We start from the raw sequence: 20,893 nt of genomic DNA, 5'->3' as shown, positions 1-20,893 counted from the left end.
ATAAAGGTTAGAACATGCTCTAACCTTTGTGGAGTCTCTTAGTGAGTTACTGGATCCAGCTTGTCAGGATTAATGTTGTAACGCTTAATTGCATCAACTACTTTAGATTTATCAATGCTGCCTTCAGCAACTAAAGCATTCAATGCCGCTAATACGATGTATTTTGCATCAACTTCAAAGAAATGACGTAAACGTTCGCGAGTATCACTTCGTCCATAACCATCAGTACCTAAAGTCACATAGTGGTTGGGCACAAAAGGACGAATTTGATCAGCAAAAAGACGCATGTAGTCCGTTGCAGCAATAACAGGCCCTTGTTTTCCTTTTAATTGGGCAGTCACATAACTTTCTTGAGCTTTTTGCTCTGGGTGCATCGCATTGTAACGCTCTACGGCTAAACCATCACGGCGTAATTCATTGAAGCTAGTCACGCTCCAAATATCTGAAGTGATGGAATAATCGGCTTCAAGCAGCTCAGCGGCTTTAATTACTTCCCGAAGAATAGTCCCACATCCCATTAATTGAACATGTTGGTTTGTTTTCTTCTTGCTTTCTTGTAATAGATACATCCCCTTAATAATGCCCTCTTCAACTCCTTCAGGCATATCAGGTTGTATGTAGTTTTCATTCATTACGGTGATGTAATAAAACACATTATCCATTTTTTCATACATACGATATAAACCGTTTTGAACAATTACCGCCAACTCATAAGCATAAGTTGGGTCATAACAAATACAGTTCGGAATCGTTGATGCCATAATATGGCTATGGCCATCTTGGTGCTGTAAGCCTTCACCTGCGAGTGTAGTTCGTCCTGCCGTACCACCTAACAAGAAACCTCGAGCTTGCATGTCACCGGCAGCCCATGCCAAGTCACCAATACGTTGGAAACCAAACATAGAGTAGTAAATATAGAAAGGAATCATTGTCAATTGATTGGTACTGTAGGAAGTTGCAGCAGCAATCCATGAACAGAAAGCACCGGCCTCATTAATTCCTTCTTCAAGAATTTGACCATCTTTAGCTTCACGATAGAACATTACTTGTTCATGATCCACTGGCGTGTAAAGCTGGCCAACTGGAGAATAAATACCGATTTGGCGGAATAATCCTTCCATACCAAAGGTTCTACACTCATCAGGAACAATTGGAACAATTCGTGAACTAAGTTCTTTATTCTTTAATAAAGTCCCTAGAATACGTACAAAAGCCATCGTAGTAGAAATCTCACGCTCACCTAAGCCTTTGGTAACTGATGCAAAATCAGCCAGCTCAGGAGCTTTCAGTGGCTCCACTTTAGTCGTACGTGAAGGTAAGTAACCACCTAATGCTTCACGTTGCTTTTTAAGGTATTTAATTTCTGGGCTATCATCTGCTGGTTTGTAGAATGGTATGTCAGCAATTTGCTCATCCGTAATCGGGATATTAAATCGGTCTCTAAATACTTTTAACTGATCTGCAGTCATTTTCTTTTGCTGATGGGTAATGTTTTGTCCTTCACCAGCAGCCCCCATACCATAACCCTTAATTGTTTTAGCAAGAATTACAGTAGGAGTTCCTTTATGAGCGACAGCTTCAGCGTATGCAGCATATACTTTTTGCGAATCATGACCACCACGATTTAAGCGCCAAATGTCATCATCAGAATAGTGCTCAACCATTTTCTTTAATTCAGGATATTGATTAAAGAAATGCTGTCTTACGTAAGCGCCATTATTTGCTTTATAAGCTTGGTATTCACCATCAACACATTCTTCCATGCGTTTTTGCATCCAACCTTCTTTATCCACTGCAAATAAAGGATCCCAACGACTGCCCCAAATCACCTTAATCACATTCCAGCCGGCACCACGGAACACGCGCTCAAGCTCTTGAATGATTTTACCATTACCACGAACAGGACCATCAAGGCGTTGTAAATTACAATTCACCACAAAAATAAGATTATCCAATTGCTCACGAGCAGCGATACTTAAAGCACCTAAAGACTCTGGCTCGTCCGTTTCACCATCACCTAAAAACGCCCATACTTTTCTACCAGTTTCTTTAATAAGACCACGATGTTCCAAATATTTTAGGAAACGTGCTTGGTAAATCGCTTGTAATGGTCCTAAGCCCATTGAAACTGTTGGGAATTGCCAAAAATCCTGCATTAACCAAGGATGTGGGTATGAAGACAAACCATTTACTTCAACTTCTTGCCTGAAATTACTTAATTGATTTTCATTCAGGCGGCCTTCCAGAAATGCACGAGCATAAATACCTGGCGAAGAATGGCCTTGGATATAAAGTAAATCACCACCACCTTCACTATTGGGGCCTTTAAAAAAGTGATTAAAACCAGTCTCATAGAGAGTAGATGAAGAAGCATAAGAAGCAATATGCCCCCCCAGCTCAGGAGCATATTTTCCAGCACGTAATACCATCGCTACCGCATTCCAACGAATCAGTGCATTAATACGTTTCGCCATCCCCTCATCGGGTGGGATCGGCTTTTCTTCATAATTTTTAATCGTATTTCGATAAGGTGTATTAACTGAGCTTGTTAACTTTACCCCTTCAGTATTAGCCTTATTTAAAAGCTGCTGTAAAATAAAAGCTCCGCGCTCAGAACCATCATTGGTCAATACAGCTTGTAGGGCATCCAGCCATTCACGCGTTTCAATAGGATCCAAATCTAAATTAGTTTCATTTGCCATGAACATGTCCCCGACATTCTTTTTATCTATTAAACACAATTAGGTATCGCTTGTAATCGTTTATGGATTACACCAGAACAACTTTGTTTACATGCTGTTAAGTCAGCGATGCAATCACATGTAACTTTGCGGCATTGTAGTGGATCGCGGTAAGAATTCAACTCACGCATTACCTTTTTACCCTCTACTTTCCGTTCATTCACATATTTTGAAAAATTTGCTGCAGATTGGCGTGTTGAATTCCATGAGCAAGTAGGACAATTATCAACACAATTTTGCTTACAAGACTCAAAATGCTGCGTGCATGTTGCATTGCATTGAGCTAAAGCTCTAGCCGTTCCCCTAAGCCCCGATTTAGATGCACAGCCAAAGAGACTAAGTAATAGCACACAAAAACAAATACGTATTAAAAAATTCATCGACTAAGGATCCATCTAATTAAAAACATGATTTCCCGACACTCTATGATTTATTCAGCGAACCCTGTATCACCTCAGATTCTCTGGATCTCGTCTTCAAGGGCGTCGGCACAGGTAGGTATCGCCAGTGAGTGCTATTACAACCAAGAAATCAATGTAAACAGCGCAATGAGTACCAACGTAACAATAATCGCATGCTCTACCAATCCTTCTGCTACTGGCATAGGCACTTCATCTGAATCATTCGTGCGTGCGGCTTGCAAACCGCATTCGCGGATCATTTCATTATTGAAATCTGGCTTCGCTAAAAAGTAGTTAGAAAATAGTTTAAAACCACGCTGAAAATTTCCAACTAACAAGAATAAAAGAACCGTCAAACGCGCAGGAATCCACTCAAGTAAATCAGCAACTTCATTGGCTTGAAAACTAACTGGAGCAATAGTTCGACACAAAGCAATTAAGCGGTAAGCCACCATTACAACGGGTCCACCAACAATGTACCAAAATATCACCGAGAATAACTGTTGATTTACCATAGACAGATAATTGCCAGCCAGCTCATTACTGCTCTCGGTTTCAGAATTAGTTACAGGATAAAAAATATTCTGTGGGCCTAAGCAGTAAAAAAACAATACTATATTTAAAAGTACGCCCATAAAGCCAAAAAATATTCCATGGAGCAACAAATAAATAAAACTTGTTGCAACAATGAGTGGCAATACGATTAGCCCTAGCAAAGCCCAGGGATTACTAAAAAAAACCTGCTTGTCTGCAATTTTTTTGATTGATTGATAATAACTACCAAACCAATAAAACCGTTGATAAGAAATAGTATGAACCAAAAAACGTTCACTAAACAAGCACAATAATATGACCAATAATTTCATTATAATTAATCCTTACGCATTTTATCAGACAGTGCAATAGGGGTTGGATACTTCAGCACAACTAAGTAGGAAGAAACAATAAAGGTTAAAATAGTTGTTGCTTGAATTAGATTAGAAGCTAATTCTGAAATAAGTTTAGAACTTAATGCAATACTTGCAACAAGCAAAGAGAACTCACTAGCCTGCCCCAATCGAATGCCCACTTCTTTGGAAACTTGTTTCTTTTCACCTGACTTTTCTAATAACAGGTAAAATAAAGCCGGCTTAATCACAAGAAGTAGCGCTGACAGAATAACTGCGGGAACAATTACTTGTCCTGCAAAACCAAAATTGAAGGTTGCGCCAATAGAAAAGAAAAACATTACCAAGAAAAAGTCTCTTAGGGGTTTTAAGCTTTCCGCAATAAAAAGAGAGATCGGGCTTGCAGCTAAAGCAACACCAGCAACAAAGGCACCGATGTCCTCAGAAAGGCCTATTTTTTGCGCCAAGACCGATAGTCCAAGACACCAGCCAATAGACAGTAAGAAAACATATTCCTGAGTTCTATCAAAGCGGGCTAACAATCTAATTAAAACATGCTTCTCAACAGCAAATGCAAACAAACATAATGCGGGTAAGGCAAGGCCTACTAAGAATACGTCATCCCATGAAAGTCCGCCGGACTTTTGCGCCCCATTGATTAAAATCAGTACCACAATCGCAATGACGTCTTGCATAAGCAGCACACTGATCATCACCTCACCCGTATGCTGGTGATGCAAGATGGTTGTGGGTAATAATTTTAAGCCGATGATTGTACTCGAGAACATCATCGCCCCGCCTAAAATCCACGATTCAGTTACTGAAAGCCCGAAATAACGACCGATACAATAAGAAATAACAGCAAACAGAAGTGAACTGACCAAAGCAATCCAAGTCACCTTCTTAAGCATATGTATTAGGTTTTGCGGTTGTAAGTGCAAACCTAAGAGAAACAACAGGAACACAATTCCAATGTCTCCTACCTGCTGCACCGTAGTTACATCCGGTACCAGCTTCATCCCCCAGGGACCAAGTATGGCGCCAAGCAAGATATAGGCTACGAGTAATGATTGCTTGGTATACAATACCAGCGTCGATAGAAATGCAGCCCCAGCAAAAATTAAAAATATTGTGTAAAAGACAGAGCCTTCATGCATTGATCGACTACCTCACCATTAAAATTAAACTAATTGACATCACCTAAGCATGTCATCCCGAAAGCAATCTGAGCTCTTCTGAATTTAACATAAGCCTTATAAGCTATTTAGAGGCCACCTTCAAAAGGTATTTCGTCATAAACCCCTTGGGATAACGTTTTTTCAAGTTCTACATCGATTTATGCTAATTATTCCATATACCGCTGCTAAATCAAAACAGAAAAAGAACCTTTTACACCATTCTGTGCTAATTTTTGTTTTAAATCGTCTGCCATATTCTTATTGCTAAACGGCCCGACTCGAACAATATAGTGTTTTTTATAATGTTCAATAGTTACCGGGGAGCGTGATAGGCGATCTAATTTCGCTTTCAATTGATTTGCCGATGCCGATGTTGCAAAAGCTCCTGCCTGAATAAAATAACGTCCTTCACTTGCAGGACCAGCCAATGCTTCAATCTCAACAAGCGCAGTACCTTTGGGGAAGACTCCCAACTTTAATGCGGCAGCATAGGAAAGATCGATTATTCGATCAGAATGAAACGGACCGCGATCATTTACTTTGACTATAGCCACTTTTCCATTATTCAGGTTCTTTACACGCACATAAGTAGGTAATGGCAAAGTTTTATGCGCAGCCGACATAATATACATGTCATAGGGCTCACCACTTGACGTGCGTTGTTTGTGAAACTTAGTTCCGTACCATGAAGCTGTTCCACGCGCTTTATATCGGTGTGTGTTGGTCATCACCCGATAAGTTTTACCATCAACATAATATTCAGTAGGATTTCCATACCGGCTTAAAGGTTCTTTAGCTGGCACAGGTTCTTTAAAGCTAATTTTACGTTCTTTAATTGGAGCTCCATCCTGGATTTGAGTGTAGCGATCCCCTTTATTTTTATATCGATTATAAATCGATTGGTTTCTATTCTGCTGGGTACTTTTTGCAGTATGCTTGCTTCCTGGCACCTCAGAGTTAAGAGACTGATTTGTAGTTTGGCAACCTGATAATAAGATTGCTACAGCAATAAGTATCTTTCTCATAAATTTCCAATTTGAAATAAATGTTTGCTGTAATATACAGAAAGATTAGGAAATTTCGAAGGATAAACTGGAAAAAAACCAATAGTTATATAAATTTAACCCAACTCGAACCAATAAAAACCTCATAGGATTACATAAATTCCAAATGAGCCAATAATAAGTACATTGTATTAAATTACCCTAGATAACAATATCAAAATATGTATGTTTTTATGAAAATAATTCAATATTTATCGAACTCTTAATTGGTCGCCTGCACTAGGCTGTGATAAGATATGACATTTTGTAACCCATATCAGGTAAAAACATGACACGTGCAACGTCTTTTTTATTGACTACATTGTTTCTTATCACATTATTCGTTCAATCAACAAACTCTTTTGCTGAGAGTACGGATAGCTTGGAACGGCCAACGCCTAATGCGGATCTGGAAAGACCGTCACCAACGGTTACTAATAAACCATTGGTTACTCCAGCAGCTCCAATACTAAACGCGAAAGCCTATATTCTAATCGATGTAAACAGTGGAAAAATTATTGCTGAGAAAAATAGCGAAGAACGCTTGCCTCCCGCCAGTTTAACCAAAATGATGACTTTATATGTTGTCTCAAATGCACTCCAACATGAACAAATCCATTTGACTGATTTGGTTCGTGTGAGCAAAGAGGCCTGGAAAATAGGCGGCTCACGGATGTTCATTAAAGAAGGGCAGCAAGTCCCTGTTGAAGACCTGCTCAAAGGAATTATCGTTGATTCAGGTAATGATGCTTGCGTGGCGATGGCTGAGCACGTTGGGGGAACTGAAAACTCATTCACAGACCTAATGAACCAACAGGCACAAAGCCTAGGCATGAAAAACAGCCATTTCACAGACAGTACTGGTTTACCTGATGCAAACCTCTACACAACAGCAAAAGACTTGGCAATTCTTGGTCGCGCTTTAGTTGTTGATTTTCCGCAATATTATGAGTGGTACAAACAAAAATGGTTCACTTATAACGGAATTCGTCAGCCTAACAGAAACCGTCTTTTATGGCGTGATAATCAAGTTGATGGTTTAAAAACAGGCCATACCAATGAAGCAGGTTTTTGCCTTGTATCTTCTGCAAAACGCGACAATATGCGCCTATTAGCAGTTGTTTTAGGTGAGCCAAGTGACTCATCACGTGCTGACGATAGCGAAAAATTATTAAACTATGGCTTTAGATTTTTTGAAACGCATCAACTTTATAAAAAAGGTCAATCTGTTACCGAACTTCCTCTTTACAAAGGAACTGCAGATAAAATATCTGTTGGTTTGAATGATGAGCAATTCATTACAATCCCTACGGGTCAATACCAACGTCTTAACGTATCAACAAAAATCCCTTCTTATTTGGAAGCACCAATTAAAAAGGGCGATAAAGTTGGCGATTTAGTTGTACAATTTGATAATAACATTGTGGCCACTCGCCCTGTTTATGCATTACAAGATGTAGAGTCTGGAGGTTTCTTTACCCGCATGAAGGACTCTATTCGCTTAACATTTAGAAGCTGGTTTGGCTCTTAAGGTTATTAGATGACTAAAACAACATTAATCGAGTTTCCCTGTCATTTTCCCATAAAAATAATGGGGAAAAACTCCCCAAAGTTCCTTGAGGAAATTAGGGAAATAACGCTAAAACATTTTCCAGAAATAGAGCAGGAGAAAATTACTCATAAGCCTAGTAAAGAAAATAATTTTTTAGCAATTACGGTTGTTGTTTATGCGGAAAATCAGGGGATGCTGGATGCCTTTTATCAAGACGTGACTAAGCATCCCGATATTAAAATGGTTCTATAAATGCAAATACGACAGCTGGGTATTCAAAACTATAGTGATGTTTGGTTACAGATGAAAGAGTTCACCTTGAATCGTGACGCCCAAACTCATGATGAGCTTTGGCTGTTGGAGCATTCTGCTGTCTATACTCAAGGTCAAGCAGGAAAACCTGAACACATTTTAAATCCCTCTTCCATCCCTGTCGTTCAATCTGATCGAGGGGGACAAGTAACTTACCATGGCCCAGGCCAATTAGTTGCTTACATATTAATGGATATAAATCGAAAAAATTTAGGTGTTAGAACCTTAGTTTCTCAATTGGAGCAAACCTTAATCTCTGTTTTAACTCATTATAATATTGAGGCTAGTGTTCGTTGTGGTGCTCCTGGAGTTTATGTCAAAGAACAAAAAATTGCCTCTATTGGTTTACGAGTCAAAAATGGATGTACCTATCATGGAATTGCACTGAATGTTGATATGGATTTAAAACCATTCTTAGGAATTAACCCTTGTGGATTTGCTAAAATGGAAATGACGCAAATCAGTCATTTTTATCCTCAAGTCTCGTTAGAAGACGTTAATCAACAATTCACGCAATATTTTCTACAACAATTTAGCCAATGAGCCCCTATGAGTTTGTTCGTAGATTATGTAGCACCACTTAAAGATTGGTTACAACATTACCCACATTGGGCACTGCTCATTACTTTTTTAATATCATTAGCTGAATCCTTAGCAATCATAGGCAGCATAGTTCCTGGAAGCGTTACAATGACGGCGATAGGAATGCTTGCAGGCTCAGGTGCCATGCGTATTGATTTGACGCTGATTGCCGCCACTCTTGGTGCGGTGGCCGGCGATAGCCTGAGCTATGCTCTCGGCTACGTTTACAGTGATCGGCTAACCGATATTTGGCCTTTTAAAAAATACCCTTCCTGGATCAAATACGGCAAAGATTTTTTTGAAACACATGGTGGTAAAAGCGTGTTAATTGGTCGCTTTGTTGGCCCGTTACGCTCAATTATTCCAGTCATTGCAGGAATAATGCATATGCCACAATGGCGTTTTCTGATCGCAAATTTCCTATCGGCTATTGGTTGGTCCCTACTTTATGTAATGCCTGGGGTCGTTATTGGGGCTGCCAGCCATGAATTATCAGTAGACTCGGCTACCCATTTATTTGTCATAATTCTCATCCTCTTGGGGGCTCTCTGGCTATTGAGCTTAATGATAAAATGGCTTGTGGTGAAATTAAGTAACTTCTTTAAAAGCAACTTACATAGTTTCTGGCTTAACCGATTAAAACGGAAATCCTTATTCTCACCTATATGTCGAGCGATTACGCCTAAAAGCGAGAAAAATCACGATACCACTGCATCACTTGTTCTAATCACGCTATTCTGTTTGACTTGCTTTATTGTCTTTACGGGACTAACACTTCAAGGGCAATGGCTTAATACACTAAATACTCCGACGCATTTATTTATTCAAAGCTTTCATTCCTTGGTATTAGCCGCTTTTTTCATTTTTTGTACTCAACTGACCTCTCCAATCACAATAGCTTGCCTATTTATTGTAAGCTGTTGCTGGTTTATTTATAGCCAGAATTATAAAGCAATAATTTATAGTATCGGCTTAATTCTTTTCAGTGTTTTATCAGCATTTATAATTTCTCATTTTATATATACCCCAAGACCACCTGGATTATTAGTGCTCATGCCTGGCTCCTCCTATCCAGCAGACCATATTCTGGTAGCTTCTGCTTTTTACGGGTTTATTCTGTTTTATATAAATAATATCTACTCCGCGTTCACCAATACACTAAAAACTTTTGTGTTCAGTATTCTTGCTCTAAGTGGTTTTGGAGCACTTTATCTAGGAGACTATTGGTTAACTGATGTACTAGCCTCTTATTTTGCGGGGGCAACGATCGGGTTGTTTTGTTGTTTACTGTATAGACGATGGTCTATAAAGCCAATGACGGTAAACAATGCAGTGTATATGATTTTGTCACTGCTTGCGTGTACTCTCTTTGCCAGCATGATTTCGACCTACACTAATTTCCGTACTCTTTCATATAACCATACTCCCTATCATAAAGAGTTTGTTCTCGATGAAGCAGCTTGGTGGAATCAGAAGAAACCTGCGTTACCCATTTATAGATTGAATCGAATTGGGAAAAGAATTAGTTTATTTAATATTGAATTTACCGGCGAACTCGAACTCCTTGAGGAGCATCTGACCCAAAAAGGATGGACAGCACATACTGAATCATTTTTATCTAATTTACTTACGTGGATAAACAGTCAACCAACCAATATTAAATTACCTTTATTGACACAATTATATGAAAATAAAGCCCCTTGTTTAAGTATGATTTATAAGGATAGCAAATCTAATTTAACTTTGGAGTTAAGAATTTGGGAGTCAAATTATCATTTATCCAAATCGAAAGAACCATTATGGATTGGTAGCCTACATCCGAGAAATCCTATCAATAAGGCACGCAATAACCTAGGTTACACTCCTAATTTGATTAATCCCCTAGACTATTTGACGAGTCTCCAGAGCACTTTTGATGTCCGTAAAATCACTCTTCCTCATGAAATGATTAAGTCTACAACTTACCCAACACAACCGCATGTTATTTTAATTAGACAAAAGTTGTAACTAAGTTAATAGCTCTTTTAATCCCACGTCTAGCCAATACTTTAAAATCCTGATATAACTATGTAAACCTAGGAAAAATAAGCTTTAATTTAAGAAATGAATTTAATGTACACGCTGGCTCAAGTTATTCAATATTTTTTTCCCTTAATTGCTTTGGTTCATTTAATTATTGGGATTAAAAGAAAAGCGATTCAGTATGTTATTTCTTCTCTTTGGATTAGCCTTATTGCGGTGCTGATTCACTTTCAGTTTTCTGGAAATCAAATTTTTAGCACTTATTTTGATTACACGAATGCAGCAATTTACTCCTTTACCCTCGTGGTTCTACTGGTTTCCCTGATCTATGTCATCATGCACTTAAGTAGTGGTCATCCAGTATTTAATTATGTTGCTACCTTTATTAATGCTTTAGTTGTTGTTGGTGCGTTTTTGGTGGTAATCAATGTATGGATTAATGCGTTCTTCATTGAAAATAAAAAAACAGGAACACCGGTAATGCAGGTTGCCCTATTTAGTAAACCAAGTTATTGTGGTTATAAATATGTATTTTATAAAGTGATGCCCGATGATACAGTGATGTATCTGTGTCCTAATTATTATGGATTAGTTGCTTCTGTAGGTCACTTGTCAACCAATCCAAGTTTTGTTACAAATCAGTTACACTTGTTGTCAACGAAAACGGCTAAACCAGAAAAAAGTAAGTAAGGTTATTGATACCCAAGCATTTTTAAGGACAGTTTATGTCCCCTGCCTGGGAGTTTAGAATTGTTCTACGGACTATTATTTGATACCATGCCTATAATTTATCACCTTAGTTTTTTTATGAAAAGTTTTATTACTTTAGCAATGATGCTGTTGAGTTTAAATAGCTTTGCAATGTCTCATAAGCTTGATTGGGATCAGGCAATTGATCGTGCAATAAAACGCTATGGCTTACGTGTTGAGCCACAATTAAAATCATACTTCACCAAAGCCAAGGTAAGCTATCCACCACGCGAAATTGCACTGCTTGCATTTAAAGCAGAGCGCCGAGTAGAGCTTTGGGCAAAAAATACTGATCAAGATTGGACCCATGTCCATAATTATCCATTAACTGGATTTAGTGGTCGTCTGGGTCCGAAATTACGTGAAAATGACAAGCAAATTCCTGAAGGCGTTTACAAGTTAGTGAATTTTAACCCCTTTAGCAGCATGCATTTATCGATGATGATTAACTATCCTAATAACTTTGATAGAAAGAAAGGTTATGAAGATGGTAGAAGACAGTTAGGTAATAATATTTTTATTCATGGGAAAGACTTATCTGTAGGGTGTTTAGCAATTGGTGACTTAGCCATTGATCAGCTGTTTATCTTGGCACGTCGTGTGGGCTTAAATAATATCCAGGTAATTATTGCCCCGAATGATTTACGACATGAAAAACCCTCAACATCCACCTTCGCCCAACCGCGTTGGTTGCCTGAGTTGTACGAACATATTGCCACCTCACTCAAGCCATTTGGTAAAAGCACTTACACTACCGTAGCCTCAACAAAAGTAGCCCGCACTTCGGCGAAGTCGTAATACAGGATTGTGAAACATATCTATGTACGAATGAAGCTTTGCTTCCATGTTCGCCGCGCACAAGGAATTAAAGTTTACTGTAGGATAAATTGGCTAGGCTATAAAGTTGCAGCAGCCCAGCCAATAAATTCCATATTTGAATAATATTATTCTTTAGGCAGCGAAGCTAAGAAATCAGTGACTTCTTTAGGAGTTAACTCATAAGTCTGTCCACGAGCCAAATAGCGTGGCATAGAAATCATACCATAACGAATACGTATTAAACGGCTCACCTCAACCCCCTGAGATTCCCACAAACGACGTACTTCACGATTACGGCCTTCATTTAGCGTCACATGGTACCAGGAATTTGTTCCTGCACCACCTCGAGATTCCAGACGCGTAAATTTGGCAATACCGTCTTCAAGCTCAACGCCTTTTAATAAATTCTTTAATATTTCTTGGCTCACCTCACCATGAACACGTACGGCATATTCACGTTCTAATCCATATCGAGGATGCATGAGGTGATTTGCTAATTCACCATTAGTAGTAAAAATAAGCAATCCCGATGTATTCAAATCCAAACGCCCTACTTGCACCCAACGACCTTGTCTTAAATGAGGCAGGTTATCAAACACAGTTTTTTCAAATTTAGGATCATGACGGCTTGATATTTCACCCACCGGCTTATGATAAAGTAGAATACGCGTATTTTGCTTCACTTTTAATGGGTTGGCAATTAACTTACCTTTTACCGTAATTTTGTCCTCGCCAGTAGCTGAATCGCCCAATTTTACGGGCTTACCATTAACTTGTACCCAGCCATTTTCAATCCATCGTTCCATTTCACGACGTGAACCAAGTCCCGCTTGGCTTAATATTTTTTGTAACCGTTCGCTGCTCATTCAGTAGTACACTCATCAATAGGATTATCTAAGGTTAATGTTTCCAAGACTTCGGGTAAGGATGGAAGTTCATTTAAATTTTTAAGGTTAAAATAATTTAAAAATTCTCTCGTTGTTGTATAAACCGCAGGTTTACCCGCAACATCCTTATACCCTGCTATACGAATCCATTCCCGTTCTAATAAGGTTTTCATAATTTGGCTATTTACAGACACACCACGTAACTCTTCAATATCTGCACGAGTTACCGGCTGTTTGTAGGCGATTATTGCCAAGGTTTCCAAAAATGCCCGTGAATATTTGGCTGGCTTTTCAATTTGCAAACGCGCAACCCACGGACCAAATTCTTTTTTAGTTTGAATAGTGTAGCCAGTAGCAACCTGCACTAGCTCAAGTGCACGTGAGGCATAGTCTGCTTTTAACACGTCAATTACACCATGCAATTGTTCTTTCGTCGGCTTTTGCCATTCCTCGAAAACTTCTAATAATTTATCCAAAGACAAAGGCTCGGAAGAACTTAATAACAAAGCTTCTACGATATTTTTTAATTCCATTTCATCCATTTTATGCAGCCTGTAGATGTATCGGAGAAAATGCTTCTTGCTGTGTAATAACAATGAGCGATTGCCTGGCCAATTCTAGTATTGCTAATAAAGAAACAACCAAGCCCATACGCCCTTCTTCTAAAGTAAATAACTGTCGAAACTCAAGCAATTTATGCTCTTGCAATTGCAACAAAACCTCATTCATACGATCGCGAACTGACATCGCTTCACGTGATATCTGGTGATGGCTAATATGCTCTTCACGCTGCAATAAAGTCTTCATTGCCGCAATCAATTCAGCTAAATCTACTTCTGGATGTACTCTAATTAATTCCATTTCAGGAGTTTCTAATTGAATTGCAAAATTATCTCGATTTTGTCTGGGTAAACCATCCAATAATTCAGCCGCACACTTGATCTGTTCATAGGCTTGTAATCGACGAACCAAAGTCATACGCGGATCTTCATCCTCTTCCTCATCACCGCTTGGTGTAACCGGTAATAACATTCGAGATTTGATCTCAGCAAGCATAGCCGCCATCAGCAAATAATCAGCAGCAAGCTCCATCTTTCGATATTCCATTAATTGAATGTAATGCAAATATTGCTTTGTAATACTGACAATAGGAATATCTAAAATATCAATATTTTGCTTACGAATAAGGTACAACAATAAGTCCAACGGCCCGCTGAAGGAATCCAAAAGAACCTCCAGCGCATCAGGTGGGATGAATAAATCCTCTGGAATTTCAGTAAACTCTTTACCGCCAACAACGGCTTTAATTTCCAGTTTACTGGGTAATTCAACTTCCATTAATAATCTATTCCCATCACTTCTCTAACCGTATTCATTGTTTTACTGGCCTCTTCACGTGCCGCCTCACTTCCTTCGGTAACGATACGTTTTACTGAACCCAAATCTGATTCATAATCGACAATAGAAGCTTGTATCGGTTCAAGCTCTTTCTTAATCGCATCAATGACTGGTCTTTTACAATCAACACAACCAATTCCCGCAGTACGACAACCTGTTTGCACCCAATCCTTCACCTCATCGGGAGAATAGATTTTATGGAATTGCCATACAGGACATTTCTCTGGCTCACCGGGATCAGTTCGTTTAATCCGAGCAGGATCGGTTGGCATCGTTAAGACTTTCTTTTCGACCTGAGCTGGCTCTTCTCTTAACATAATGGTGTTATGATAGGATTTAGACATTTTCTGCCCATCAGTTCCCGGCATTTTTGACGTTGCAGCAAGCAAGGGTTGTGGTTCGGTAAGGATGATTTTACCACTGCCCTCCAAATACCCTAAAAGCCGCTCTTTATCACCAATCGATAAATTGGCTTGATCTTCAAGTAAAGCTTGCGCAGTCTTAATTGATTCATGATTGCCAAGCTCTTGGAATTGACGGCGTAGTTCGCTGTAAATTTTGCTATTTTTCTTACCCATTTTTTTTATGGCTTCAGCAGCTAATTCTTCAAAATTAACTTCTTTTCCATAAATATGGTTAAAGCGACGCGCGATTTCACGAGTCAATTCAATATGGGCAACCTGATCTTCTCCTACCGGCACATGGTCTGCGTGGTACAATAATACATCCGCACTTTGCAATAAGGGGTAACCTAAAAAGCCATAGGTTGAAAGATCTTTTTCTTTCAGCTTTTCCTGCTGGTCTTTAAAGGTTGGTACACGTTCTAACCAGCCTAATGGGGTAATCATAGATAAAAGCAAATGCAGCTCAGCATGCTCAGGAACCCAGGATTGGATGAATATGCGTGATAGGCCAGGATTAACACCACATGCCAGCCAATCAATAATCATGTCCCACAGGTGCTTCTCCATGAAGCCGGGCTCGTTATATTGAGTGGTTAATCCATGCCAATCTGCAGCAAAAAAGAAGCAATCATATTGATGTTGTAATTTGATCCAATTTTTAAGTACACCATGATAGTGGCCAAGATGTAATCGCCCACTGACACGCATACCAGAAACAACACGTTTATTGGAAGTAAATAATGCTGACATCAATATCCTCTTTTTTGTTATTAAAATACAACCTAAGGGTAACTAAAGGAGATGAGGCCGTTTCAGAACTATCTAAACGGCTCTGGGTCCCCTTTTCCTTCCCTTAAAATCACTGGATAATCACCCGTTAAATCAACAACAGTCGTCGGCTCTTGCCCACAGTTACCGCCATCGATTACTAAATCAATTTGGTTACCTAATAGATCTCTGATTGCTTCAGGCTCACTCAATGGCGCTTTAGCTCCAGGAAGAATCAAGGTACTGCTCATTAAAGGTGCTTCTAAAGCATCCAATAAAGCAAGTGTAATCACATTATCAGGAACTCTTAGTCCTAATGTCCTTTTCTTTGGATGCAACATGAGGCGTGGAACTTCATGAGTTGCGTTCAAAATAAACGTGTAAGAACCCGGGGTTCGTGATTTTAATAAACGAAATATAGGGTTTGAAACACGAGCATAAGTACCTAGTTCTGATAAATCTCGACAAACCAAGGTCATATTGTGATTTTTATCTAATTGTCTTAACCGTCTAATCCGCTCAAGCGCTGCTTTATTTCCTATGCTACAACCTATGGCATAACCTGAATCGGTTGGATAAACAATTACGCCACCATCTTGAATTATAGATACAGCCTTTCTCAATAAGCGAGCTTGAGGGTTATCAGGATGTAATGCAAAAAACTGACTCATAAAGTCCCCTGTTTTATGTTCCATTCATGCCAAATAGGCACACAGTTTACCGGTAATTGCTTCTGACCGCCAAGGTTTACACGAGATATACCATCAGCATGAAAATCAGAGCCAGAAGAAGCTAATAGATTAAATCTTAAGCAAATCCCTGCCATCTCATTGATTTCAGTTACAGTCATCTCCCCTGAAACCACTTCAATACCTCTACCACCAGCCTCTTTAAAATCTTCAATTAACTCATGCAATTTAGATCGCGTCAATCCATATTTAAGTGGATGAGCAATAACCGCTTGACCACCCGCAGCTACAATACCTTCTACCGCTTCTTGCACAGTGAGCCAAGGAGTAGGAATATAGGCTTTTCTTCCGCGAACTAAATATTGTTTAAACGCTTTTTGCAAATCCTTTGCTTTACCTTCATTAACCAATACACGTGCAAAATGAGGACGAGCAACCCGAGTATGTCCAGCTAACTCGCATGCTTTAGCATAAGCATCGGAGACGCCAACTTCCTTGAGTGCATCACCAATCTGTTTTGCTCGTTCAATGCGACTTTCAACTTGGCGCTCAATTAATGCAAATAAATCCGCTGTATGATTGATTTGGTACCCTAAGATATGAAAATCATGTTTTTTCCAGCGAGTGCTCAATTCAATGCCATTAATAATCTTAATGGAGGTAGATGCTGCTGCCTGAACTAGTTCAGCATATCCTGCCACAGTATCATGATCTGTGAGAGATAAGCAGTGAATTCCTTGTTTTTGCGCTCGTTCTATAAGTTCTTGAGGGCTTAAAGCCCCGTCTGAAAAATGACTATGACAATGAAGATCGATCATGTGTTTTTCATTTTGCTAAAAATTTAATTGTATCATGAATATTAAAGAAATGAATTAGCTCAAGTCTTAGTCTTAATACAGGGCTGCTGCGTATTCGCATATCATGCTACGCGAAAACCGGCATTCGTTTAGAAGGTTGTTACTTTGCCACACACTATATCCTTACGCAAAAAGCGTGCAGGCGATAAAGCTTGTTGTAAATTTCTGGGAAGAAAAGTCATTTCATTATTTATAAGTGTGGCTAACCATTCAGCGCATAAAGGAATAGTGGTTAACCCACGGGAGCCAAAGCCCGTGCACGCATAAAGACCTGGATAATAAGGCCCTGCTTTAGCTATCCAGCGTTTTGCATTACTTTCGAATCCCGCATAGAGCGTATTAAAGGCACTCGCATCAGCTATTCGCCCAACGATGGGTAAATAATCAGTTGTCGTTGCCCGCACTCCGGCCCAATTAAATTTGATTTCATCCGACCAAGATACATCCGGAGCGATATTCTTTATTTTATTTAAATTAAGCAAATCATCCTGAGCTTTAATGGTTGCATGATCTGTTTTCAGTTCATAAGAGGCGCCAAGATAATGTGTACCTCCTTGTGCAGGCAATACATGGCCTTCAGCGCATAAAGGTATTCGTAAAGCAGTCGTTTCGGTGGTCGTCGCAATCACCGTCATCTGGCCTCGGATGGGTTTGATGGGTAGTGATTCGGTCTCAGAGAACGAAGTTACTTTATAGCCATTAGATAAGATTACTACCTCGGCGACATAATTATTTACTCGCCACCGCTTATCAAACACTAACTGCTCTACTACGCTATTTTTAACTAAGGTAATCCCTTCTGTTTGGATTAAGATCTGGCATAATGCAGGAGAATTAATCCATCCAGATAAGGGTATAAATAATCCGGATTGGTGTAACGGAATCCCCGCAAGCTCCGAAGCTTGTTGTGCCGTTACTAGGGAACCCAAGGTGGGATATTGCTTGAGCCAATCCTCAAGGCTTGCTTGGGCCTGTTGCTCTTTTTGATTGTACGCTAATAAAAGAGACCCATTGAGTACGCCTATGTCATGTTGATTTAAAATAGCGTGATATTCGCGACTTGCATATAAAAAAGCCGCCAACATAAACTGCGTTAGTGGTGAGTTGTATGCTGAGAGCTTTGGAAATAAAACAGCCTGTTGATTCCCAGAGGCCCCCTGTCCCACTTCATTCAGTTCATCAATTAAAGTGACCTTCCAGCCGCGTTTAGCTAAACAATGGGCAGTAAAACATCCAGCGAGTCCCGCCCCAATAATTACAGCAGTACGCTCTTTATAATACTCAGGTTGCCCAGCATGCCATGGAGTTTGCTTCTTTTTTAGACTTGTTAATCCATGTGGGTTAAACGTAGCGCTAATCATATGCCGTTTGGGGCCAAATCCTTTTTTCTTTTCAACAATAAAGCCATGTTGGCGTAGGTTTTCTTTAACGACACTAGCTGCAGTATAAGTCGCTAAAGTCGTGCCCTCTTGTGATAACATCGCAATGACTTTCATTAACGAATCAGACCACATGCTTTGATTTTTAGCAGGAGCAAAACCATCAAGATACCACGCATCAACATAGGTAGTACGCAATGAACGTTCTAGATTTGCTTCACCGCAAATTAATAACTGTTCATAGCATTCCAGCACATCTCCGAGCATTAAGGTTAACCGAACCCGCCCATTAGCAAATATTAAATGATGATAGCCTGGAGTTAATACCGGGTAATGTTCAATAAGCTGCATCGCTTGCTTCTCCAATTGAGGCCAGCAAGCTAATGACTTGATTAAATCATGACGCGTTAATGGATGTTTTTCGCAGGAAATAAAATGCAAACCACACTGCTCTGAAGCAGATTGCTCCCAAAGCTGCCAGGTTAATAGAAAATTTAAGCCCGTACCAAATCCTGTCTCAGCAATAGTAAATTGACTTTGCTCTGATGCATTCAACCATCGTGGGATTAAGTTATTGCCATCAACAAATACATAACGACTCTGTTCTATCCCGCTTGTTGAGGAATGATAAACATCATCATATTGAATAGAAAAAGGCAGGTCCTGATGCCAATCAAGCTCTGCCGTTTTAATCGGTACAAAAAGATTACTCACATACAACCACTCGTTCAGAAACCGAAGCCTTAGTCTCTTGCAGCGCAGATTCGCCGTTTTCTTTGATTAATGCACGTAATTTAGGAACGAGCACAAATAAAACCACTGCCGAAGCCACTGCAAATAAGCCTAACATTAAAAATACATAACTATAGCCGCTATTCGTAGCCAATGGAGAATCACTGCTTGATCCTGCTATCATCCAATTGGAGCTGTAGCTGGATAAAGTTCCGCCAATACCGGAAGTGAGCATCCACATGCCCATCATCATACCTTGTAATGATGTTGGAGCCAAATAACCGATCATAGCATAACCAATGGGAGAAATTAAAAGCTCACCGATACTTTGTAAGACATAACATAATACAATCCACGAGGGGTTAACTAAACCCAGCTCATTTGCATAGGCAATACCAATCGGTAATATGATGAAGGCAAAACCAATACAAAATAAGGCAATTGCAAATTGAGTAGGAATATTTACCTGGATTCCTTTCTTCCGCATTCTCTGTAGAGCAATTCCAAGCAATGGCCCCCCAATAACGATGCACACCGTATTAATATTTTGGAACCATTGTGGTGGGATAATCCAATCAGCAAATTGTCGCTGCACATTATGATCGATAAATGTAGTCAGCCCCATGGGTGCCACATGATAAAGCATCCAGAAAATTGTTCCAACCAGCATCAATACGGCAAAAGCCAACATTTTATCTTGAGCAATTTTTGTTTCTTGTTGCTTTGCAAGATAAACAATAACGCCAACCATCAATACACCGGTTAATAAAACCAATTTTTTCGCCCATTCAGCATTTTGTAGTACTTGGCTGAGTACGACAGGCAGGACAAGGATAAACAACATCCCCCAAGCATTAGATTTTTTCTGTGTAGCCTTATCTTTTAGAGCGTACTGTGTTTCGCGATCCGCTAGTTGATTCCAGCAGTACAAACAAATAATTAATGCGGCGAAATTTCCCAAACTACTTAGCAAGAACAGACGTTCATAATTTTGGCTTAGCTGAAAAATTCCGCTTAAGCTAAAACCAACGAAAAAACCAATGTTCATACCGGCGTAGTTCATTAAAAACGCCGATTCACGTCGGGTGTCCTCAGGAGTGAATCGTTGGGTCAGCATACAATTGATGCAGGTAACGTTTAAGCCTGAGCCAGCTAAAAATGCAGACAAACCATAATAAAGTAGGTTTACATCACAGAATGATAATAAAACACAGCCGATGACTTGAAGAACCATCCCTACACAGAATAAAGCACGGTTAGATAATAAACGCCCACCCCAAAGCCCGCCTAGTAGATGCAGACCATAATTGAAAGCGACAAAAACTCCCATAACGCTGTGTGCAGTACTCGTCTGAACCCCTAATTTACCTTCCATGTATAAAACTAAAGTTGAATACAGGACACTAAAGCTTAAGGTAGAAACTATCTGCATAGCAAAAATGGAGAGAATTCCCTCTGGCATAGAACTAAATAAATCCTTTTTTCTATTCAA

19 protein-coding genes are annotated in these 20,893 nt (G+C 39.5%); 6 read left to right on the top strand and 13 right to left on the bottom strand.

Annotation, left to right across the window (positions count from 1 at the left end; genetic code table 11):
* Positions 1-38: 38 nt before the first annotated feature.
* The 5 genes from aceE to ACD661_RS02990 form a co-directional block, all read right to left on the bottom strand.
* Positions 39-2,702, bottom strand: coding sequence for a pyruvate dehydrogenase (acetyl-transferring), homodimeric type (gene aceE / locus ACD661_RS03010; protein ID WP_400186197.1), 2,664 nt, complete (start codon positions 2,700-2,702; stop codon positions 39-41).
* Positions 2,703-2,731: 29 nt separating this feature from the next.
* Positions 2,732-3,121 carry an acyltransferase gene (locus ACD661_RS03005; RefSeq protein WP_400186195.1) on the bottom strand — a complete coding sequence of 130 codons (390 nt, stop codon included), beginning with the start codon at positions 3,119-3,121 and terminating at the stop codon, positions 2,732-2,734.
* A gap of 137 nt (positions 3,122-3,258) precedes the next feature.
* Complete coding sequence (ampE, locus tag ACD661_RS03000; protein ID WP_400186194.1) at positions 3,259-4,008, bottom strand: regulatory signaling modulator protein AmpE; 750 nt, start codon at positions 4,006-4,008, stop codon at positions 3,259-3,261.
* 5 nt (positions 4,009-4,013) lie between these two features.
* On the bottom strand, positions 4,014-5,186 hold the full coding sequence (locus tag ACD661_RS02995; RefSeq protein ID WP_400186193.1) for a cation:proton antiporter: 1,173 nt from the start codon (positions 5,184-5,186) through the stop codon (positions 4,014-4,016).
* Between the two features lie 206 nt (positions 5,187-5,392).
* A complete protein-coding gene (locus ACD661_RS02990; protein ID WP_400186191.1) occupies positions 5,393-6,232 on the bottom strand; it encodes a septal ring lytic transglycosylase RlpA family protein in 840 nt (279 codons plus the stop codon).
* 307 nt (positions 6,233-6,539) lie between these two features.
* On the opposite strand from ACD661_RS02990, the gene ACD661_RS02985 reads away from it, so the two are divergent.
* The 6 genes from ACD661_RS02985 to ACD661_RS02960 all read left to right on the top strand — a co-directional run bounded on the left by ACD661_RS02985 (position 6,540) and on the right by ACD661_RS02960 (position 12,266).
* Positions 6,540-7,781 carry a D-alanyl-D-alanine carboxypeptidase family protein gene (locus ACD661_RS02985; RefSeq protein WP_400186190.1) on the top strand — a complete coding sequence of 414 codons (1,242 nt, stop codon included), beginning with the start codon at positions 6,540-6,542 and terminating at the stop codon, positions 7,779-7,781.
* Positions 7,782-7,790: 9 nt separating this feature from the next.
* Positions 7,791-8,054, top strand: coding sequence for an HP0495 family protein (locus ACD661_RS02980; protein ID WP_400186188.1), 264 nt, complete (start codon positions 7,791-7,793; stop codon positions 8,052-8,054).
* On the top strand, positions 8,055-8,657 hold the full coding sequence (gene lipB, locus ACD661_RS02975; RefSeq protein ID WP_400186187.1) for a lipoyl(octanoyl) transferase LipB: 603 nt from the start codon (positions 8,055-8,057) through the stop codon (positions 8,655-8,657).
* A gap of 6 nt (positions 8,658-8,663) precedes the next feature.
* Positions 8,664-10,703: a bifunctional DedA family/phosphatase PAP2 family protein gene (locus ACD661_RS02970; RefSeq protein WP_400186185.1), complete on the top strand. Its 2,040-nt coding sequence runs from the start codon at positions 8,664-8,666 to the stop codon at positions 10,701-10,703.
* Between the two features lie 105 nt (positions 10,704-10,808).
* Positions 10,809-11,408: a type I secretion system protein LssZ gene (locus ACD661_RS02965; RefSeq protein WP_400187217.1), complete on the top strand. Its 600-nt coding sequence runs from the start codon at positions 10,809-10,811 to the stop codon at positions 11,406-11,408.
* Between the two features lie 117 nt (positions 11,409-11,525).
* Entirely contained in the window at positions 11,526-12,266 is a 741-nt protein-coding gene (locus tag ACD661_RS02960; RefSeq protein ID WP_400186184.1) for a L,D-transpeptidase family protein, read from the top strand.
* Between the two features lie 146 nt (positions 12,267-12,412).
* Here the strand turns inward: ACD661_RS02960 and rluB are convergent, their stop codons facing one another.
* The 8 genes from rluB to ACD661_RS02920 all read right to left on the bottom strand — a co-directional run bounded on the left by rluB (position 12,413) and on the right by ACD661_RS02920 (position 20,863).
* Positions 12,413-13,153 (bottom strand): 23S rRNA pseudouridine(2605) synthase RluB, encoded by a 741-nt coding sequence (rluB, locus tag ACD661_RS02955; RefSeq protein ID WP_400186182.1) that lies wholly within the window; start codon positions 13,151-13,153, stop codon positions 12,413-12,415.
* Entirely contained in the window at positions 13,150-13,716 is a 567-nt protein-coding gene (gene scpB / locus ACD661_RS02950; protein WP_400186181.1) for an SMC-Scp complex subunit ScpB, read from the bottom strand. The genes rluB and scpB overlap by 4 nt, the downstream gene beginning before the upstream one ends.
* A 1-nt stretch (position 13,717) precedes the next feature.
* Positions 13,718-14,512 carry a segregation and condensation protein A gene (locus tag ACD661_RS02945; RefSeq protein ID WP_400186179.1) on the bottom strand — a complete coding sequence of 265 codons (795 nt, stop codon included), beginning with the start codon at positions 14,510-14,512 and terminating at the stop codon, positions 13,718-13,720.
* Entirely contained in the window at positions 14,512-15,726 is a 1,215-nt protein-coding gene (locus tag ACD661_RS02940) for a tryptophan--tRNA ligase (protein WP_400186177.1), read from the bottom strand. The genes ACD661_RS02945 and ACD661_RS02940 overlap by 1 nt, the downstream gene beginning before the upstream one ends.
* 68 nt (positions 15,727-15,794) lie before the next feature.
* The gene (locus ACD661_RS02935) at positions 15,795-16,415 is read right to left on the bottom strand and encodes an L-threonylcarbamoyladenylate synthase (protein ID WP_400186176.1); all 621 of its coding nucleotides are present in this window, start codon (positions 16,413-16,415) and stop codon (positions 15,795-15,797) included.
* Positions 16,412-17,251: a PHP domain-containing protein gene (locus ACD661_RS02930; protein WP_400186174.1), complete on the bottom strand. Its 840-nt coding sequence runs from the start codon at positions 17,249-17,251 to the stop codon at positions 16,412-16,414. The genes ACD661_RS02935 and ACD661_RS02930 overlap by 4 nt, the downstream gene beginning before the upstream one ends.
* 128 nt (positions 17,252-17,379) lie before the next feature.
* Positions 17,380-19,383 (bottom strand): bifunctional tRNA (5-methylaminomethyl-2-thiouridine)(34)-methyltransferase MnmC2/FAD-dependent 5-carboxymethylaminomethyl-2-thiouridine(34) oxidoreductase MnmC1, encoded by a 2,004-nt coding sequence (gene mnmC / locus ACD661_RS02925; RefSeq protein WP_400186173.1) that lies wholly within the window; start codon positions 19,381-19,383, stop codon positions 17,380-17,382.
* Positions 19,376-20,863 carry a peptide MFS transporter gene (locus tag ACD661_RS02920; protein ID WP_400187216.1) on the bottom strand — a complete coding sequence of 496 codons (1,488 nt, stop codon included), beginning with the start codon at positions 20,861-20,863 and terminating at the stop codon, positions 19,376-19,378. Before ACD661_RS02920 ends, mnmC begins: the two co-directional genes overlap by 8 nt.
* Positions 20,864-20,893: the final 30 nt, after the last annotated feature.

The sequence above is a fragment of the Legionella lytica genome (genome assembly GCF_044626755.1).
In the GTDB taxonomy this organism is placed as follows: Bacteria; Pseudomonadota; Gammaproteobacteria; order Legionellales; family Legionellaceae; genus Legionella; species Legionella lytica_A.
Note: the sequence above shows the minus strand (reverse complement) of the source record. Positions and strands in the feature narration are given on the sequence as shown.

Coding starts and splice junctions, on each gene's coding strand:
- aceE (WP_400186197.1), bottom strand. CDS start 2,702: ATGGCAAATGAAACTAATTTAGATTTGGATCCTATTGAAACGCGTGAA.
- ACD661_RS03005 (WP_400186195.1), bottom strand. CDS start 3,121: ATGAATTTTTTAATACGTATTTGTTTTTGTGTGCTATTACTTAGTCTC.
- ampE (WP_400186194.1), bottom strand. CDS start 4,008: ATGAAATTATTGGTCATATTATTGTGCTTGTTTAGTGAACGTTTTTTG.
- ACD661_RS02995 (WP_400186193.1), bottom strand. CDS start 5,186: ATGCATGAAGGCTCTGTCTTTTACACAATATTTTTAATTTTTGCTGGG.
- ACD661_RS02990 (WP_400186191.1), bottom strand. CDS start 6,232: ATGAGAAAGATACTTATTGCTGTAGCAATCTTATTATCAGGTTGCCAA.
- ACD661_RS02985 (WP_400186190.1), top strand. CDS start 6,540: ATGACACGTGCAACGTCTTTTTTATTGACTACATTGTTTCTTATCACA.
- ACD661_RS02980 (WP_400186188.1), top strand. CDS start 7,791: ATGACTAAAACAACATTAATCGAGTTTCCCTGTCATTTTCCCATAAAA.
- lipB (WP_400186187.1), top strand. CDS start 8,055: ATGCAAATACGACAGCTGGGTATTCAAAACTATAGTGATGTTTGGTTA.
- ACD661_RS02970 (WP_400186185.1), top strand. CDS start 8,664: ATGAGTTTGTTCGTAGATTATGTAGCACCACTTAAAGATTGGTTACAA.
- ACD661_RS02965 (WP_400187217.1), top strand. CDS start 10,809: ATGTACACGCTGGCTCAAGTTATTCAATATTTTTTTCCCTTAATTGCT.
- ACD661_RS02960 (WP_400186184.1), top strand. CDS start 11,526: ATGAAAAGTTTTATTACTTTAGCAATGATGCTGTTGAGTTTAAATAGC.
- rluB (WP_400186182.1), bottom strand. CDS start 13,153: ATGAGCAGCGAACGGTTACAAAAAATATTAAGCCAAGCGGGACTTGGT.
- scpB (WP_400186181.1), bottom strand. CDS start 13,716: ATGGATGAAATGGAATTAAAAAATATCGTAGAAGCTTTGTTATTAAGT.
- ACD661_RS02945 (WP_400186179.1), bottom strand. CDS start 14,512: ATGGAAGTTGAATTACCCAGTAAACTGGAAATTAAAGCCGTTGTTGGC.
- ACD661_RS02940 (WP_400186177.1), bottom strand. CDS start 15,726: ATGTCAGCATTATTTACTTCCAATAAACGTGTTGTTTCTGGTATGCGT.
- ACD661_RS02935 (WP_400186176.1), bottom strand. CDS start 16,415: ATGAGTCAGTTTTTTGCATTACATCCTGATAACCCTCAAGCTCGCTTA.
- ACD661_RS02930 (WP_400186174.1), bottom strand. CDS start 17,251: ATGATCGATCTTCATTGTCATAGTCATTTTTCAGACGGGGCTTTAAGC.
- ACD661_RS02920 (WP_400187216.1), bottom strand. CDS start 20,863: ATGCCAGAGGGAATTCTCTCCATTTTTGCTATGCAGATAGTTTCTACC.